The organism is Sulfobacillus harzensis (assembly GCF_012933365.1).
Taxonomy (GTDB): Bacteria; Bacillota; Sulfobacillia; order Sulfobacillales; family Sulfobacillaceae; genus Sulfobacillus_B; species Sulfobacillus_B harzensis.
In genome coordinates this window covers 30,925-45,262 of the sequence record NZ_JABBVZ010000025.1, presented here as the reverse complement: position 1 = coordinate 45,262, position 14,338 = coordinate 30,925, and the positions used below count along the sequence as shown (strand labels likewise).

The window sequence follows — 14,338 nt, the reverse complement described above, 5'->3', positions numbered from 1 at the left end:
CGGTTCTACGGGGAGGAGGGCGCTCAAGGGGCACTCGCTACCACAGCCAAGCCCCGAGGCCCCTCTTTACCTACCAGTTATGGTTTAGCCAATATGAGTTAGCGAAAACAGTATGACGACACCCACGACGAATGGATCTGTGCCGCCGGCCGGCGTCTCACGTTTCAAGGACTGAAACAGGCCCGCTCGGACAACGGGTATCGGGCGACCCTGCGCGTGTACCAAGCGCACGACTGTCCGACCTGCCCCTTGAAAGCCGAGTGCACCATGGCCGAGTATCGTCGGATTCAAATCAGCCCGCTGCTCCGTCGGTATAAACAAGAAGTCCGCGAACGCTTCAAAGTCCCGGAGGTCATGGCCACGGTCAAGCGACGCGGAGTCGAGGTGGAAAGTGTCTGGGGTCACATCAAAGAGGATCGGCAGTTTCGACGATTTCTCTTGCGTGGATTGGCCAAAGTCCAAACGGAATGGGGCCTCCTGAGCGTGGCCCACAACCTTTTGAAGCAAGCGACCCTCGCTGGATAGGAGCGAGGGCCACTCGACTGTCATCGATGTCCGCCCCAGTCACCCGTGCGGGTGACTATTGAGACGGCCCCGTCGGCATTTATGTTACGTGTAGACATGGTGGCGTGTTTTCCTCAAAGTCGGGTCTTTTTGCCCAAAATCAGTCAACCGTACGGCGGCGAGGCATGCGCACGGGAAGGAGACGGTGATCCGGTGACCAAGCTCAACGACATCACGGTGACACAACGGACGTACGCGCGGAGACCGGACACGCATACCCATGGGTATGCCCAGTTCGTGATGCCGCTCCAGGGGGCAGTGTGGATCAGGACCGAATCCCACAGTGTTGAGCTGGATGACCGCACCCTCTTGTTTATTCCACCCCGGTGCGAGCACCGCTTTTATGCCAATGTCCCTAATCAGTGCCTCGTGGCCGACATCCCGGCCCAGAAAATTCCCTATGCGGCGGGGGGATTCACCCACAGCTTTGATCGCCCCATCGATGCGACCTGGCGGGGCATTCGCACCCTCCTCGTGCGGGAGCGGAATGCGGCGGCCGCGGGATTGCTGTATCCGTATCTGGCGCATTATTTGTTTCGCGATCAGCAGTCCGCCTCGATTCGGTACATCCATGACCATTACGATCACCCGATTACGGTGGACACCTTGGCCGCGCTGGAGCACTATGAGACGTCGTCCTATACCTCCTGGTTTAAGCGCCACACGGGCATGACCCCGTGCGCTTATATTCAACACGTCCGTCTGGATAAGGCCAAAGAATTGCTGGGGACGACCGATTTCTCCATCCAGGATATTGCCCTGCAGGTGGGATTCGCCCATCAATCCGCCTTGACGCGCTTGTTTCGTCAATACGAGCAGGAGACGCCCAGCCAGTATCGGTCGGCCACGCGACGTCGATCGGAGTGATGATACCAGTAGCCTGCGGATTGCGACCGACCCGATTCCGCTCGAAAAGACGGGCTAGCCCAGAACGATCAGAACGGGGCGACACGGAACCGCTAGGAGGCGTTTTGCAATGGACTTGGCATTCCTTCATGGATTTTTGTTAGCGTTAGCGTTGATTCTTCCGTTGGGGCCGCAGAATACGTTGGTGATGAGCCAAGGTACGACCCACCGCCAGTATCGGCGCACGGTGCCCTGGTGGTAACAGCCGCCCTCTCGGATACGATTCTCATTGGGATGGCGGTGCTTGGTGTGAGTGCGGTGCTCGTGGTGGCCCCCATGCTGAAAGAGATCCTGACGCTGTTAGGGATTGTTTTCCTGGGCTGGATGGGGTGGCAATCGTGGCGGGCCCCGGTTCATCCGGAGACATCCGACGGCGCCGCCAGGGCGTATTGGACGCTCCGGCGCCAGGTCATGCACACGCTGCGGGACGACGCTGGAACATGCGGTCATCGAGTTTTTCTTTGCCACAGGCTGCCGTGTCGGCGAAGCCGCGCGGTTGAACCGCCGAGATGTGGATTGGCAGCGGGGCAGCGTCGTCGTGGTGGGAAAAGGCAACAAAGAACGCGAAGCCTACCTCGGATCCAAAGCGAGGATTTGGATGGCGCGGTATTTTGCGGAGCGCCAGCACGCGGATCCCGCCCTGTGGGTGACAGAGCGATCTCCCCATCGGCTGTCTATTCACGGACTGCAAGGGGTCTTTAAGCGAGTGGCCGAGCGATGCAGCTTGGCGGAAAAAGTTCATCCCCACACGATGCGCCACACTCTCGCCACCACGTTGTTGAATCAAGGGGCACTGGTGGCCCTACAATCCATTTTAGGCCATAAGAAGCCCGAGACGACCCAGCTCTATGCCGTGTTGAGCGGCGAGACACGGCACCAAGCCTATCAACGCTACTTCGTCCAGTAATAGGTTCGTGGGTCCTTTCAGGTGCACAGGTGGCTTTAATGCCCTCCCGGTGAAGTAGACGCAAGCGCTGTAAAGAAAGACCGCAGAATGCGATCGCTCCTGTTCACACTGACGGCGGTAGGCCGCGTTCCTGTGATCTATACTAGTGGTAAAGGTAAGGAAAGGTGTGAGATGATGTCCGCCAGCCTAGAACGCATCATCGAAGAAATCGTCGCGTTGCCCGAGAGCGACAAGGCACGTCTTCTTGCGCGGCTGCGCGAGGTTCTTCGGCTGAAGCCTGAAGACTGGGCCCGGCTTAAGCTGGCCGAGGCGGCTTTTAGCTTCTGGGATAACGAAAGCGATGCCGATTATGACCGTCTATGATTCCGGTTCTGTGGTGCTCATATCGTTTCCCTTTACCTCCCTCGACGCCTCCAAGAAGCGGCCGGCCGTAGTCGTGAGCCGCCGGTCTTACCAGGAGGCAACGCACGATATCGTACTGGCAGCAGTGACGAGTCAAGTGCATGACGGACCCGGGGACATGGCGTTGCGTCATTGGTCGGAGGCCGGGTTGCTCAAGCCGTCATTGCTCCGAACTGGCAAGCTGGTCACAGTGCACGAATCCCTGATTTTGCGAGCGCTCGGACGACTCACCCCGGATGACTGGAACAGTGCCAAGGAGCAGTTGGGCGCAGTTTTGGCCAATTGACGGTCGCCATGTGTTGCCCCTTCTTCGCTTTCGCACGAGCGCCGAAAAGTTTACCTGCCGGGACCATTTCTATGGGCTATTTACTTCACGGTGCGAATCAGGACGATTCGAGGGTTAGTACCCTAGCGACGGGACTCAAGACTCGGACGTTGGAAGAGGTGCCAACGGCGATTGTTCGGGGTGAGTTGTCTTTACCTCACGCCCCATTTCCGTGCCACTATGGACCACCGCGTTGCGGCATACCCTCCTTTTCTGGGACATAGCATGAAGGGAAGTCCCAAGATTGAGGTGGCGCAATGGACGAGAACGAGAAACAGCCGAATCGTACAGCGACGATGATCACTGGCTTTACCATGCTGCTGTTGACGATTATGCTAATTGTTTTTTCGGAGCATGGATATCACGCCACGGTTGGGGCGTTGAAGCTGTTTTTCGAAGTGGTGTTTCCTTCACTGCTTCCCTTCTTTATTTTATCGGATGTGTTGCTGTCGACGGGTATGGTGCATTATTTGGGCGTCTGGTTCGAGCCCCTGATGCGCCCCATCTTTAATGTGCCCGGTGTGGGGTCTTTCGTGTTTTCCATGGGGCTGGCGGCCGGGTATCCGATGGATGCGGTGCTGACGGCCAAGTTCCGCAAGCAGGACCTCTGCACGAAGACCGAGGGGGAGCGGCTTTTAGCATTTTCTAACAGCGCCGATCCTCTATTTATCTTCGGCGCCGTGGCGGTGGGCATGTTTGGCATGCCGGGCCTGGGCGCGGTTCTCGCTTTGGCCCATTATGCCTCGGTATTGATGGTGGGGCTGACCTTCCGCTTCTATAAGCGCCGAGAAGGCGAGAAGGCCAAAGAGGGTGTCGTAGTTCGCGGCATTCACCATCGGGCGGTAGACGCGATGATGCGGGGCCGCGCAGAAGATGGCCGGGCTATGGGTAAGGTGCTCAACGAGGCCATTTCGGACTCGGTGTCGACACTCTTTATGATTATGAGTTTTATGGTGCTGTTTGCGGTGCTGATTCGGGTTCTGAGCGCGACAGGCCTTATGAATGTATTAGAGGTGCCCTTTGGCGCTCTTTTGCGTTTGGCCGGCTTGTCTCCGCATTTGGTCAATGCTGCCATCCAGGGGCTGTTTGAAATTGATTTAGGTTCGGCGGCGGCAGCCCATGCGTCCGCGCCGCTGCTGCAAAAGCTGGTATTAGTGTCGGGCATCATCGCTTGGTCTGGGCTCTCCGTTCACGGGCAGGTGGCTTCGGTACTCGCCGATACCGACATTTCCATGAAGCCATATTTTGCCGCCCGGGCGCTTCACGCGGTGTATGCCGGCATCATGACGGTGGTGTTCTATCGACCTGTGGAAGCGGCATTTGGAGGGCTGGCCTTGCCGGCATTCTCCTCTCGGGATTTCCTGGTGCAAGGACCTCCGGGAGGAATGATACTGGACGGACTACACATGGCCATCATTCTGGTTGGTCTTTCGCTCGCAAGCCTGGTGGGTGGGGCGGTGGTTGTCGGTGTGGTGCGAGAAATTCGCCGCGGGATTCTTAACCTTCGCTATCGCTAAATCCCTGTGGTAGGATAGCCAAAGCAAGGGAGGTATCGGCGGTGACAGGGGCATCAGACGACCAGACATCCGTACGGTTTGCAAGTGACGTTTCACCGCTGGTCATTCGGACGTGGCATCTCGATCAAGTCCGTCCCTTCTTGGAACATCCCGACAGCAGCGGGCCGCCTATGGTGGCCCGCCATTACAGCGCTGTCTCCCGTCATGCCGATCGACGGTTGTGGGAGCAGTTGGGACTTCAATACGGCATCTTGGAGCTCGCTGCAGGACTCTTGGGTCGGGAATGGGTCACCTTTCCCGCCCATCTCCACCTTGGGCCACGTCGGACGCCGTTCGCCGCCATTATCGAAATCATGCAAGGGAGCGCCTGGGTTCTTCTACAAAAGGTGGACAGCTTTGACCGTCTGCACACGGCAGCACGGCTGCGCCTAGAAGCGGGCGAACGGGCCATTTTGCCACCGGGCCATATTCATGCCGTGATGAATGTGGGGTCAATCCCGTTAGTGGTGGCGGAAGCGCATGCCGCGGACACGATAGGTGATTTTGAATCCGTCGCCCGCCATCGGGGGGCAGGCTATTATGGAAGCCCCGAGGGCCTTCGGCCCAATCCACATTATCGCGCCCATCCGCGCGTTAAAGAGCTGTCCAATGCGGTGATGGCCCCGCCCGACACTGGCGGGCGGGACTTGTATCGGGCGCTTTTGGAGTGGCCCGAGCGATTTCGTTTTCTACACCCTTATTAGGCGGGGGCGAGGACATCTTGAGCGTCCAGGTCGTGCAATACACCGAGGGCGTCAGAATCGGCCGACTCGATACAAACAACGACACCCCCGCGAGCAATCACCCGGGTGTAATGTTCGGCCAACGATTTTGTAATGCCGAAGCGGCGAATTTGGTACCGTACATCGAGGAAGGGATAGCAGGCCATGTTTCGGCTAAGGGGTCCCATCACCATGACGCTTTCTTGAGCTTCCGGATCTCTAACCAGTAATGATACGCGTGTGCCCTCTCCCAATTTGCGAACCAGCGACAATACCGTTCGAGGGTTATGGAACCAAGCCCAAGTTTGCGGCACGGTCGTCACCTCCGGAAATATTGTGCCTCAGCTATTCCGGGAACAAACCGGCAGTGATTGGAAGTTGGGAACACAAATCCCGAAGTGCCGACGAATGATATAAAGTCTCGCGATGACTTAAGAGACAAGCCACACTGGAAGGTGTTAAGGCGTGAACCGCCTTGGATGGCGGGCATGGATTCTCCAACCCAGAACGCGATAATGAAAAAAAGGGCGACCGGAAGGCCGCCCTTTCTACATGTCGTCAAATTCTTGATGGCCCACCGTCCGCATAAAGAGTTGCGCCAATCGGTGACGATCGTCAGGTGAGGCCGACTGCCAAGCCTCCAGAACCATCTGGTCCTCAGGACTGAGATTGGGGGGCGGATTCGCGGCGACCCGGTTGCCGATTTGTACCAGGATGGCATCCATATGGGCTGCCTCCTTATCATCAAACCGATTTCGGACCCAATCCCAGACATCTTGGAGTGATTGGGGCGTCATATCTGTCGGGGACATCAAACCACCTCCGCCGCTAGCTTTCCCTGGCGGAGTCAAAGTACTACAACGATTCCAACGCGATTTTCAAACGAAGAAAATATTGCCGCACTGCCGACAGCACACGTTGCCATTCAGACTCCACCGTACGGGCCACCATTTGATGCTTGGCTACCGGCGGAGTCACCGAAACGAGCGGGAGCTTGACGTGGCGGCTGGCCGCCGGACTTTGCTCGGTGTTGAACTGGTAGTGATAATGGATAGCCAGATACGGACTAGCCGTCTGGCTCTTGGCATATCGCCAATGGACGGAGATATCCGGGCGAATGCCGTCATAGAGGGGGATGTGCCAGTCATCTTGCAGCGAAGCAAAATACCCATATTTTCCCCAGGTCGGATCGGCAACCACCCATCCGGTGTGGGGCAGATAGAACTCCACCCACTGGTGGAATCCCCCTTGCCCATCCCCGTTATTGGTGACGTAACCGCCAATCAAACGCGCGGGAATGCCATCGGTGCGAAGCATGGAGACGTAGAGATCGGCGATATCGCTGCAGATGCCCAACCGACTCTCTAACGTCGCCAAAGCGGACCCCGAGGCCTGGAGGGAATAGTTGTACCGGATATTTTGTGCCACCCAGTTAAACAGCGTTTGCGCCCGCTGATAGGGGTTGGTCATATTGCCGACCAACGCCTGGACCTCTGCCTTAATGGGGGCGGCGTCCGTATCCACCTGTTTTGCTTCAAGATGCGGGTTGGTGTATTCGCGGTACACCTTGGAAGCAGTGTTGTATGACCCGTACGTGGACGGAAGGTGATACGACACGTCAGACGAGGTCGCTTGATAATGCAAAGTCAGCGTGATGGACTGATGGGGTTGAATTTCCGACCAGCGGTATTCTCCAATAAGATTGCCGTAGCTGTCCTTATACGTGGAGGAAGGCTCCTGGGAATAGCCGGATAATGTCACATGCGCATAAGCTGTCGGCGGTGCCAACAGAACGACCCGTGCCGTCACATTCAGTGCGGGCGCGTTGCCGGTGTTGGTGATGGTAACGGTTTTGGTGAATCCGTAATACGCCGGAAGCGAGGTGACGGCGGGCGCACTGTTTCCGGAAACGGTTGCTGCCAAAGCCATGCTTGGCGTCCCGATAAAGAGTGCGAGCGCAGTGGCTGCCGCAACTGCAGAGCGGCGGTAAAGCGATGTCACTAGGTCACCTCCTGGCCAATCCTTCCCCCCATTATAATCGCCTTTGGATAAACGGGAAACCGGCATCTACTGTGGAGGGCATGGGCGCGGGCACGTAAGAACACCGCTCCGAGAGCTATCAGCGGATTTTCTCCACCTCGGAGCGGATATCTTCCAGTTTGACATAACGGTCACAGGCATTTTCTAGTTCAGAGGAAATCATGCCGCGCGTTCCCACGCCCACAATCTCCTTGCCCTTGGACCGGAGCAATTCTACAGCACGCTCAAAGTCCCCGTCGCCGCTCATGAGAATGGCCAGGTCGTAACGGGTGGCGGTGTTGAACATGTCTACCACGATTTCGATGTCGAGATTGGCGCGCCGGATGACCGCATTCGAACTTTGATCAAGCGTCTCTTTGATTGACTTCTCGCGAATGGTGAATCCCAAATGCCGCAATGCGGTTAAGAAGTCTCGCTGACTATTGTCCGGAGGGACCTGCACACCCGTATAGTAAAACGCGTTGTACAGCTGCCGTCCTCGCGTGAAGTACTCAATCACGCGGGCGAAATCGAGATGCCATCCCAAGACGCGCTGTGCGTAAAACATGTTGGCGCCATCTACGAAAATGGCCACTCGTTCATTGTGGTAATCCACGTTCTCCCACCTATTCGCACGGATTTTGATTCTGGACACATCTCCCGCTTCCCAGTTTCGTGGGAGACCGCAGGATTTTGTATCATTATGACGTATTTTCGGGTGGTCTGAAAGGACAAGTTAAGACGCCGAGAAGAGTTTTTCCCGAAATAAGGCGCCATATGCTTGGCATGAGGGGAGGATGGGCATGGCCTGGTTGGGGGTGGACGGAGGCGGTACCAAGACCGAGGCACTCCTGGTATCCGACCACGACGTTCTGGGTTGGGCACGCGCTGGTGCGTCGAACCACCAGGCTGTGGGGATGACCGAAGCTCTCGACACCTTGACGAGCCTTGCCGAAGAGGTTCGCAAACAGAGTGGACTCGGCTGGGACGCGATTGACGCTGCGGTCTTTGGCCTTGCCGGGGCGGATTTTCCTGAGGATGTGGACGCGTTAACGAGCGGATTGAAGGGGCGTCTGCCGCTGGCTTCGTTGACCGTACTCAATGACGCGGAAATTGCGCTCACGGCCGGCAGCGAATCGGGAACGGGCATTGTCGCCGTCGCCGGAACGGCTTGGAACACCTTCGGGGTGAGCCCAAGCGGGGAGCGCCGCCATGTGGGCGGGCTAGGTTACGAATGGGGCGACTATGGCAGTGGCATCGACGTTGCCCGCGAGGTTCTTCATGCGGCCTTTCGCAGCGCGGAATTGCGCGGCGAGAAAACGATATTGGAGGCGATGGTGCTCAATCTGTTGGGCGTCCCCGACTATGCCGCGTTAAGTCGCGCTCTATATTTCCACGAAATTCCCGAAACCCATTTTTTCATTGTGGTCCCGTTTTGCTTTCAGGCAGCCGCTGGGGGAGATCGGGTGGCGCAACGAATTTAGAAGAATGGAGATGCCATCGCCGAAAGCGTGATTGGCTGCGCCCGGCTCTTGCATATGGATCAGGCTCCCACTGAGGTGGTGTTGGCAGGTAGTCTATGGCTTGGCCAAGCTCCGCATTTGAAGGATGCGTTCTTCCAGAGGCTCAACCGAGACCGTCCCATGGCTAATGCACGGATTACCGAACTTCGTCCTGTGGCAGGCGCCGTACTGACGGCAATTGGAACTCGGGGAAAGAATACGCGGGCTCTCCGCGAGGTTCTCAAACGCGATTCACGCCTTACGGGTGTGGAGTAATCTGGCATTCCGGGCAAAGCCCATGGACTTCCATTTGATGAAAATCGATGTGGAAGCCTCGATCCTCGCTAATGGCCTTTAAGGCATCCTCTAGGCGGCAATCGTAAATGTCGATGGTCCGCCCGCAACGGCGACAGATAAGGTGGTCATGATGGCGGGCAAACGGCTCCACCAGCTCATAGGCCACATTTTGGTGGGATTGCAGTACGGGATGGACCACTTTAAGTTCGGTTAAGGTCTCCATAATGCGATATAAGGTGGCCGTATTCAGTCCCGAATGCTCGACCTTGATGGCTAAATCGGAAACGGTCAACGGAGCCTTGCTCGACTGCATGGCCCGAAAGACAGTTAGGCGGTTGGGAGTCACCCGCATACGGTGGTCTCGCAATAATTGGATGAATTCTTTTTCGCCAGCTTTTGGCACGCTGCCATCACCTCCCGTGCGCATTTGCATCATATGTCAAAACCCGTTTTTTCTCAACGCCGGAGCGCTTGTCTAAGCGCTTGGGGAGCGATACCATGGGAGTATGAATGCACGAGCGGCGATGTGGGGCTCCTTGGCTTTGGCAGTGCTGTTGACCAGTTGTGGCGCGAAGCACGGGCCAGAGCCAATTTCTCATGGCATGTCCCCACAGCAGGTCAAAAAAGAGGTGTTGGCGCGCATATCAAACTGGCATGCCGTCAGTGAAGACATCACCGAGGTGGTGTATCGGAAGGGTCATGCGCGCCAGACATATCGCGTCAAGCTGTGGAGTGAGTCCAATCCCGAGAGTTTTCGCCTTGACGTCGCACCCTCAAGCGGCCAACCCTATGAGGTTGTGGACAATGGTCTTAATACGGTGGTGTATCAAAGTGGGGCCAAGCACTATTCGGTATTGACCGCCGAGCCACCGTCTTGGACCCAATTTCGGGTGCTTGGCACCGACCTGGCAAGCCTGGTGGCCAAAAGCCACGCTACCTCGGTGACGGTTAAGCCACGCGAGGTCATTTTGCATATGATTTCGCCGGTGACGACCAGCATTAAGGCCAAGACCACGCTGTGGTTCGACCTTACCACCAACACACCGTTGCGTTGGGAATCACAGTGGCGCGGCGGGACGCTCCAAGAGACCCCCTCGCACGTGGTAATCAATTCCACCATCCCTGCCTCAACCTATTCGTTTCAGCCGCCAGCCGGCGTGAAACCGGAGGTGGCATTGACAGCCCAGGGGACGGAGTTGGACCTGGCGCGCTCCCAAGTTTCCTTTCCGATTGTTTTACCGCCCAGCTCCAGCGCACTGGTGCTGAACAATGTCAACGTGGACACGGAGCAATCAGCGCGCGTGGTCTTGCTAAGCTACCAGACGCAGAATGGGCAGCCGGTTCTCATCACCGAAGCTAAGTCAGACCATTTCAAGCCACCATCCGGGATGACCATGGTCACGGAGACGGTGGGGCTGGTTAGCGTCAAGGTGGGCACGATGCCAAATGGCGGGGAGATGGCGGCGTTGACGCTTAACAAGACGTTGGTGGTGGTCGAAGGACCGACCAACGTGGTAGACTCGTTGGTTAATGTGTGGGGCGACACGGCGAGTCCGACTTCCCCGTGAGAAGGAAACCCAGGAGGAACGCATGGACGGGCAGCAGCCGGGTTGGGGATTTGCCCCGGGGACTTTTGGCGAACTGGTACAGGGACAAATTGCAGATACGCACTTCTTAATTACGTTACCTATCGCCTGGGGCACACGGGCTACATTTACAGCAAGCGACGACGACAGGCTCGACATTTGGCCCCCCTCTCGACGGAAGGCAGGGCAAGCGGTGGAACAAGCCTTGGCTGACTGGAAAAAGCCGCCGGGAGGCGTGTTGGTCATTCAATCCGCATTGCCAGTGGGGAAGGGCATGGCTTCCAGCTCGGCTGACATTGTGGCTTCGCTTCGCGCGGCAGCCGCTTATTACGGCATCCGCATTCAAGCGCCCGACATCGCTCGACGTGCTGCAGCATTGGATCCTACGGATGGCATTATGTATCCAAGCATGGTGGCGTTTAATCCCCTGACCGGAAAGCTGTTGGAACGGCTGGGGACGGCGCCGCCGGCGCTGATTATCGGGGCGTTAGGCCCCGGCCGGATTAATACGGAAGATCATCATCGGGTTCGGAAGCCCTATGAGCCCGCCCATCAGCGGCGACTGCAAGAAGCTTTGGATTTAGTTCGGCGTGGAGTTTCAGAACATCGCGTGGAACTCTTGGGGCAGGCGGGGCGCCTCTCGGCCGAGGTGGACTTGGAGCGCCAGCCTGACGAAGGGTTGGCGCGATTCTTGGACCTGGCCGCCGAGGAAGGGGTTGGGGTGGTTATCGGTCATAGCGGTACGGTGCGCGGCATGGTGGTGCCCCAGGCGGCGCCGAGTCGCCTCGTGCGCCGGCTGGAGCAACGCTTGTGGAGTCTTAACCTAGGCTTTGTCTATCGCATCAATGTAGGTCTTGTGCCGCATGCTCGCTGGTCCGGCCAGGGGCACAAGCATCAACGCTCCGAGAGACTCGGGGTTCGTTCGATCACGTAGCTGACACTTGATCCGTAGACCAACGACGCAACCAGCCAGGTGATGGGAGCCATGATGCCCATGCGCCACAAAAAGGCCCCCGGCCCCAGCAAAAGGCCATTTTGCACCAACGGACTGATACGGTCGAAAATGGGGACGCCGATGGCCATAAAGGCCAACCAGACTGCCAAGCCAAATAGGATGCCGCGGATCACGGGATTGGCCGGACCAAAGGACCAATATTTATGGTACAGGGCAGCCATTCCCACTCCGATAAGAAATTCCAACACATAACCTACGATGATGGCGACGCTTAGGTTCAGCGTCACAAAGGTGCCGTCCCAAAGCGCAATGTTCAGCTTCGGCCCGTGTAGGCTAGGAATGAGGTCCATGACCAGTGCGAACAATGCGGTCCCGATAATACCTGCAATCCAAATACGCCGGTTGTCTTGCAAAGAGTCCACCTCCTTGGCCGTTCCCCATGAAGGGATTGGCTACGGAAATGTACGTCCTTGGGTTACATGCCATGTCTGTCCCAATTTGGCAAATGATCCCGTTCCCGTGGAAAAATTGGCCATTTGGGAAGGAATCTATGCTGTTTGTGTCGAAAAGAAACTTTTACCACCTAGACGTATTTGGTGTATCGTCGAATTTTGTCGTGAGGAGGAGCCAAAGGATTGAAACGTAGGGCGCTCATTGCCTCGATTTCTGGATTGGTCTTCATGGCCGCCGGACCGGTGGCTTATGGCGCGTCGCTTCAGCAACTGCAGAATCAGGAAGCGCAGGCGCAGCGTCAATTGGCGGCAGAGGAGCAGCAATATAATCAGACGCAAAAGGCGATTGCTACCACCGAGTCGGAAATGAGTCAGCTGAACAACGCGTTGGCCCAGGCTAAGCAGCGAATCGGCAGCACCTCGGTTCAGATCGCCCAAACCGATCATAATATTGCTGTGACCCAGAACCTCTTGAATTCCACCCAAGCCCAATTGACCGACACTGAAAAGCAGTTGGCCGCCACTACTGCCGATTACAACCATACGACCTTGCTATTGGCACAAACCAAGCGCTCCTTGGTGCACGAAACCAACTTGCTGTCGGGTCAACTGCAGCTCATCGAAGAGCGAGGATCGGTCGGATACTTGGATGTAATTTTGGGGGCTCATTCGTTTTCTGATTTCATCAGTCGGGCTCAGCTTTTGGGCCAACTTGCTGGACAGGCAGCCCATGAGGTCAACGTCATTAAGCGGGAGAAAGCAGCCTACACATTGGCGCAGGCCAACTTGAAGCGTGAGAAGCTCTTTTTGAGCCAAGCGGCAGCCTCCATCGCCCAGCATAAGGCGCTGTTGGTGAATGAACAAACGTTGTTGGCCCGTGAACGGGAGCACGCGGTGGTGCTGAAGGCCCAGGCGCAGCAGGAAGCGTCTCAAGTGTCTTCGGGATTGGCCCAGCGTCAGCAGCTCTACAGCCAGCTTCAAGCACAGCGGGCTCAACTGGCCTCAGGGATGGCAGGTCTCCAATCGAGAATTGCCGGTTTGGTGGCGCAGATTCAAGCGTTGCTCAGCCAATTTAATGCCGGGGGCATGTCCCGACGCGCACTTTATAACGCCATGTATCCACTGGTAAAGCCCATTGGCGACCAGTGGGGCGTACCGCCGGCGTTGATTATCGCCGTCATTACCCAGGAATCGGGCGGCAATGCCCACGTGGTTAGTGTCGCCGGTGCAGTGGGGTTGATGCAGATTGAGCCCTACACGGCGCAGGACATTGCTCACGCGGTGGGTCTGTCCGCCAGCACGGTGGATCAGGAGCTTTATAATCCTGAAGACAATGTGGAGTTGGGTACCTATTACCTCCATTATCTCTTGGGGATGTTTCAAGGCAATACGGCGCTGGCCGTAGCGGCCTACAATGCCGGTCCTGGGGCGGTGCAGCAGTACGGCGGCATCCCGCCGTATCCACAAACGCAACAATATGTGCGCAACGTGATGGCTCTGTACGCGCTGTATTCCAGCTATTAGTGCGCGGTGGGCCGACGCAATAGGACGACGGTGACCCCGAGCACGCTGAGACTGAGGCCAACGGCCCATGGTGGCCGCGCGATGAAGGTTAATACCAACGCGGCGCTCGCCAGAATTTCCAGGGCGGGTGGCGCGTTTTCGCGTGGCGAGGATAGGGAGATCGTTAGTGAGGTTAGGGCAATGGCTGCGGAAATCCACCGTTCGGCGACAGCAAAGGTCCGGTCCGGCGGGAGATGATGGAGGAGATACTGGGTTTGCCAGACCATCCCTATGATGCTTAAGGAAAGGCTAAACCAGGGTGCAGTGCGCGACGAGTCCTCGGTCGTGACCTCCGGTATAAGCGCCAGGAGGGTCACGACCGCTGGAACCAAAAGCATGCCCCAGACTTTTCTCCACATGAAGAGATGGCCGAGAGGTGCGGGAAGAGGAAGGTAGCTCAAAAGCCACGGTTCCGCAATCCACGCCTGCACCCAGATCCCCGCGGCCAATGCCCAGCGCCACTTCTCCATTCTGTCCCCTCCGGATTGGACGACTGTTGTACCAACCACGTCAATAGTGTTCCCGAGAGGGATCTGCTTCAGACAATGGGCAACGCTGGTTCTTTTCGGTCATTTTACGTTA

Annotated in this window: 20 protein-coding genes and 1 pseudogene; 14 read left to right on the top strand and 7 right to left on the bottom strand. The window is 57.1% G+C overall.

Annotated elements, in window-relative coordinates:
- Positions 1-135 precede the first annotated feature (135 nt).
- The 9 genes and pseudogenes from HIJ39_RS09405 (at position 136) to HIJ39_RS09370 (ending at position 5,364) form a co-directional block, all read left to right on the top strand.
- A complete protein-coding gene (locus tag HIJ39_RS09405) occupies positions 136-525 on the top strand; it encodes a transposase (RefSeq protein ID WP_338055133.1) in 390 nt (129 codons plus the stop codon).
- A 192-nt stretch (positions 526-717) separates the two neighbouring features.
- Entirely contained in the window at positions 718-1,431 is a 714-nt protein-coding gene (locus HIJ39_RS24595) for a helix-turn-helix domain-containing protein (protein WP_207711580.1), read from the top strand.
- A 109-nt stretch (positions 1,432-1,540) separates the two neighbouring features.
- A complete protein-coding gene (locus HIJ39_RS24590; protein WP_275107296.1) occupies positions 1,541-1,672 on the top strand; it encodes a hypothetical protein in 132 nt (43 codons plus the stop codon).
- A 32-nt stretch (positions 1,673-1,704) separates the two neighbouring features.
- A pseudogene (locus HIJ39_RS24100) lies at positions 1,705-1,782 on the top strand (LysE/ArgO family amino acid transporter); the annotation flags it as partial.
- Entirely contained in the window at positions 1,778-2,377 is a 600-nt protein-coding gene (locus tag HIJ39_RS09390) for a tyrosine-type recombinase/integrase (protein ID WP_169098994.1), read from the top strand. The pseudogene HIJ39_RS24100 and the gene HIJ39_RS09390, both read left to right, overlap by 5 nt.
- Positions 2,378-2,548: 171 nt before the next feature.
- Positions 2,549-2,740 (top strand): toxin-antitoxin system, antitoxin component, Xre family protein, encoded by a 192-nt coding sequence (locus tag HIJ39_RS09385; protein ID WP_169098992.1) that lies wholly within the window; start codon positions 2,549-2,551, stop codon positions 2,738-2,740.
- Complete coding sequence (locus tag HIJ39_RS09380; protein WP_169098990.1) at positions 2,718-3,065, top strand: type II toxin-antitoxin system PemK/MazF family toxin; 348 nt, start codon at positions 2,718-2,720, stop codon at positions 3,063-3,065. The genes HIJ39_RS09385 and HIJ39_RS09380 overlap by 23 nt, the downstream gene beginning before the upstream one ends.
- A gap of 296 nt (positions 3,066-3,361) precedes the next feature.
- Complete coding sequence (gene ylbJ / locus HIJ39_RS09375; protein WP_169098988.1) at positions 3,362-4,621, top strand: sporulation integral membrane protein YlbJ; 1,260 nt, start codon at positions 3,362-3,364, stop codon at positions 4,619-4,621.
- A gap of 41 nt (positions 4,622-4,662) precedes the next feature.
- Complete coding sequence (locus HIJ39_RS09370; protein WP_169098986.1) at positions 4,663-5,364, top strand: glucose-6-phosphate isomerase family protein; 702 nt, start codon at positions 4,663-4,665, stop codon at positions 5,362-5,364.
- On the opposite strand, the gene HIJ39_RS09365 is transcribed toward HIJ39_RS09370, so the two are convergent.
- From HIJ39_RS09365 to HIJ39_RS09350, 4 genes are all read right to left on the bottom strand, one after another.
- Positions 5,361-5,696: a hypothetical protein gene (locus HIJ39_RS09365; RefSeq protein ID WP_169098984.1), complete on the bottom strand. Its 336-nt coding sequence runs from the start codon at positions 5,694-5,696 to the stop codon at positions 5,361-5,363. The two genes, HIJ39_RS09370 and HIJ39_RS09365, sit on opposite strands and share 4 nt — an antisense overlap.
- A 234-nt stretch (positions 5,697-5,930) precedes the next feature.
- Positions 5,931-6,194, bottom strand: coding sequence for a DUF3243 family protein (locus HIJ39_RS09360; RefSeq protein WP_169098982.1), 264 nt, complete (start codon positions 6,192-6,194; stop codon positions 5,931-5,933).
- Between the two features lie 43 nt (positions 6,195-6,237).
- Positions 6,238-7,383, bottom strand: a complete 1,146-nt coding sequence (locus tag HIJ39_RS24585; protein ID WP_338055131.1) for a transglutaminase-like domain-containing protein — start codon at positions 7,381-7,383, stop codon at positions 6,238-6,240.
- Positions 7,384-7,501: 118 nt separating this feature from the next.
- Entirely contained in the window at positions 7,502-8,017 is a 516-nt protein-coding gene (locus tag HIJ39_RS09350; RefSeq protein ID WP_169098979.1) for an NYN domain-containing protein, read from the bottom strand.
- A 187-nt stretch (positions 8,018-8,204) separates the two neighbouring features.
- On the opposite strand from HIJ39_RS09350, the gene HIJ39_RS09345 reads away from it, so the two are divergent.
- Positions 8,205-8,885: an N-acetylglucosamine kinase gene (locus HIJ39_RS09345; protein ID WP_169098978.1), complete on the top strand. Its 681-nt coding sequence runs from the start codon at positions 8,205-8,207 to the stop codon at positions 8,883-8,885.
- 27 nt (positions 8,886-8,912) lie between these two features.
- A complete protein-coding gene (locus HIJ39_RS09340; protein WP_169098977.1) occupies positions 8,913-9,179 on the top strand; it encodes a hypothetical protein in 267 nt (88 codons plus the stop codon).
- On the opposite strand, the gene HIJ39_RS09335 is transcribed toward HIJ39_RS09340, so the two are convergent.
- Positions 9,163-9,603 (bottom strand): Fur family transcriptional regulator, encoded by a 441-nt coding sequence (locus HIJ39_RS09335; protein WP_338055130.1) that lies wholly within the window; start codon positions 9,601-9,603, stop codon positions 9,163-9,165. The two genes, HIJ39_RS09340 and HIJ39_RS09335, sit on opposite strands and share 17 nt — an antisense overlap.
- A gap of 103 nt (positions 9,604-9,706) precedes the next feature.
- Between HIJ39_RS09335 and HIJ39_RS09330 the strand changes: the two genes are divergently transcribed.
- On the top strand, positions 9,707-10,768 hold the full coding sequence (locus HIJ39_RS09330) for a LolA family protein (RefSeq protein WP_169098976.1): 1,062 nt from the start codon (positions 9,707-9,709) through the stop codon (positions 10,766-10,768).
- Between the two features lie 22 nt (positions 10,769-10,790).
- Entirely contained in the window at positions 10,791-11,720 is a 930-nt protein-coding gene (locus HIJ39_RS09325; protein WP_169098975.1) for a GHMP family kinase ATP-binding protein, read from the top strand.
- Here HIJ39_RS09325 and HIJ39_RS09320 read toward each other — a convergent pair.
- Positions 11,681-12,154 (bottom strand): hypothetical protein, encoded by a 474-nt coding sequence (locus tag HIJ39_RS09320; RefSeq protein ID WP_207711579.1) that lies wholly within the window; start codon positions 12,152-12,154, stop codon positions 11,681-11,683. The genes HIJ39_RS09325 and HIJ39_RS09320 overlap by 40 nt on opposite strands.
- A gap of 222 nt (positions 12,155-12,376) precedes the next feature.
- On the opposite strand from HIJ39_RS09320, the gene HIJ39_RS09315 reads away from it, so the two are divergent.
- On the top strand, positions 12,377-13,717 hold the full coding sequence (locus HIJ39_RS09315; protein WP_243239474.1) for a transglycosylase SLT domain-containing protein: 1,341 nt from the start codon (positions 12,377-12,379) through the stop codon (positions 13,715-13,717).
- On the opposite strand, the gene HIJ39_RS09310 is transcribed toward HIJ39_RS09315, so the two are convergent.
- Positions 13,714-14,226 carry a hypothetical protein gene (locus tag HIJ39_RS09310; protein ID WP_169098973.1) on the bottom strand — a complete coding sequence of 171 codons (513 nt, stop codon included), beginning with the start codon at positions 14,224-14,226 and terminating at the stop codon, positions 13,714-13,716. The two genes, HIJ39_RS09315 and HIJ39_RS09310, sit on opposite strands and share 4 nt — an antisense overlap.
- Positions 14,227-14,338: the final 112 nt, after the last annotated feature.

Coding starts and splice junctions, on each gene's coding strand:
- HIJ39_RS09360 (WP_169098982.1), bottom strand. CDS start 6,194: ATGTCCCCGACAGATATGACGCCCCAATCACTCCAAGATGTCTGGGAT.
- HIJ39_RS09345 (WP_169098978.1), top strand. CDS start 8,205: ATGGCCTGGTTGGGGGTGGACGGAGGCGGTACCAAGACCGAGGCACTC.
- HIJ39_RS09310 (WP_169098973.1), bottom strand. CDS start 14,226: ATGGAGAAGTGGCGCTGGGCATTGGCCGCGGGGATCTGGGTGCAGGCG.
- HIJ39_RS09380 (WP_169098990.1), top strand. CDS start 2,718: ATGCCGATTATGACCGTCTATGATTCCGGTTCTGTGGTGCTCATATCG.
- HIJ39_RS09325 (WP_169098975.1), top strand. CDS start 10,791: ATGGACGGGCAGCAGCCGGGTTGGGGATTTGCCCCGGGGACTTTTGGC.
- ylbJ (WP_169098988.1), top strand. CDS start 3,362: ATGGACGAGAACGAGAAACAGCCGAATCGTACAGCGACGATGATCACT.
- HIJ39_RS09385 (WP_169098992.1), top strand. CDS start 2,549: ATGATGTCCGCCAGCCTAGAACGCATCATCGAAGAAATCGTCGCGTTG.
- HIJ39_RS24590 (WP_275107296.1), top strand. CDS start 1,541: ATGGACTTGGCATTCCTTCATGGATTTTTGTTAGCGTTAGCGTTGATT.
- HIJ39_RS09330 (WP_169098976.1), top strand. CDS start 9,707: ATGAATGCACGAGCGGCGATGTGGGGCTCCTTGGCTTTGGCAGTGCTG.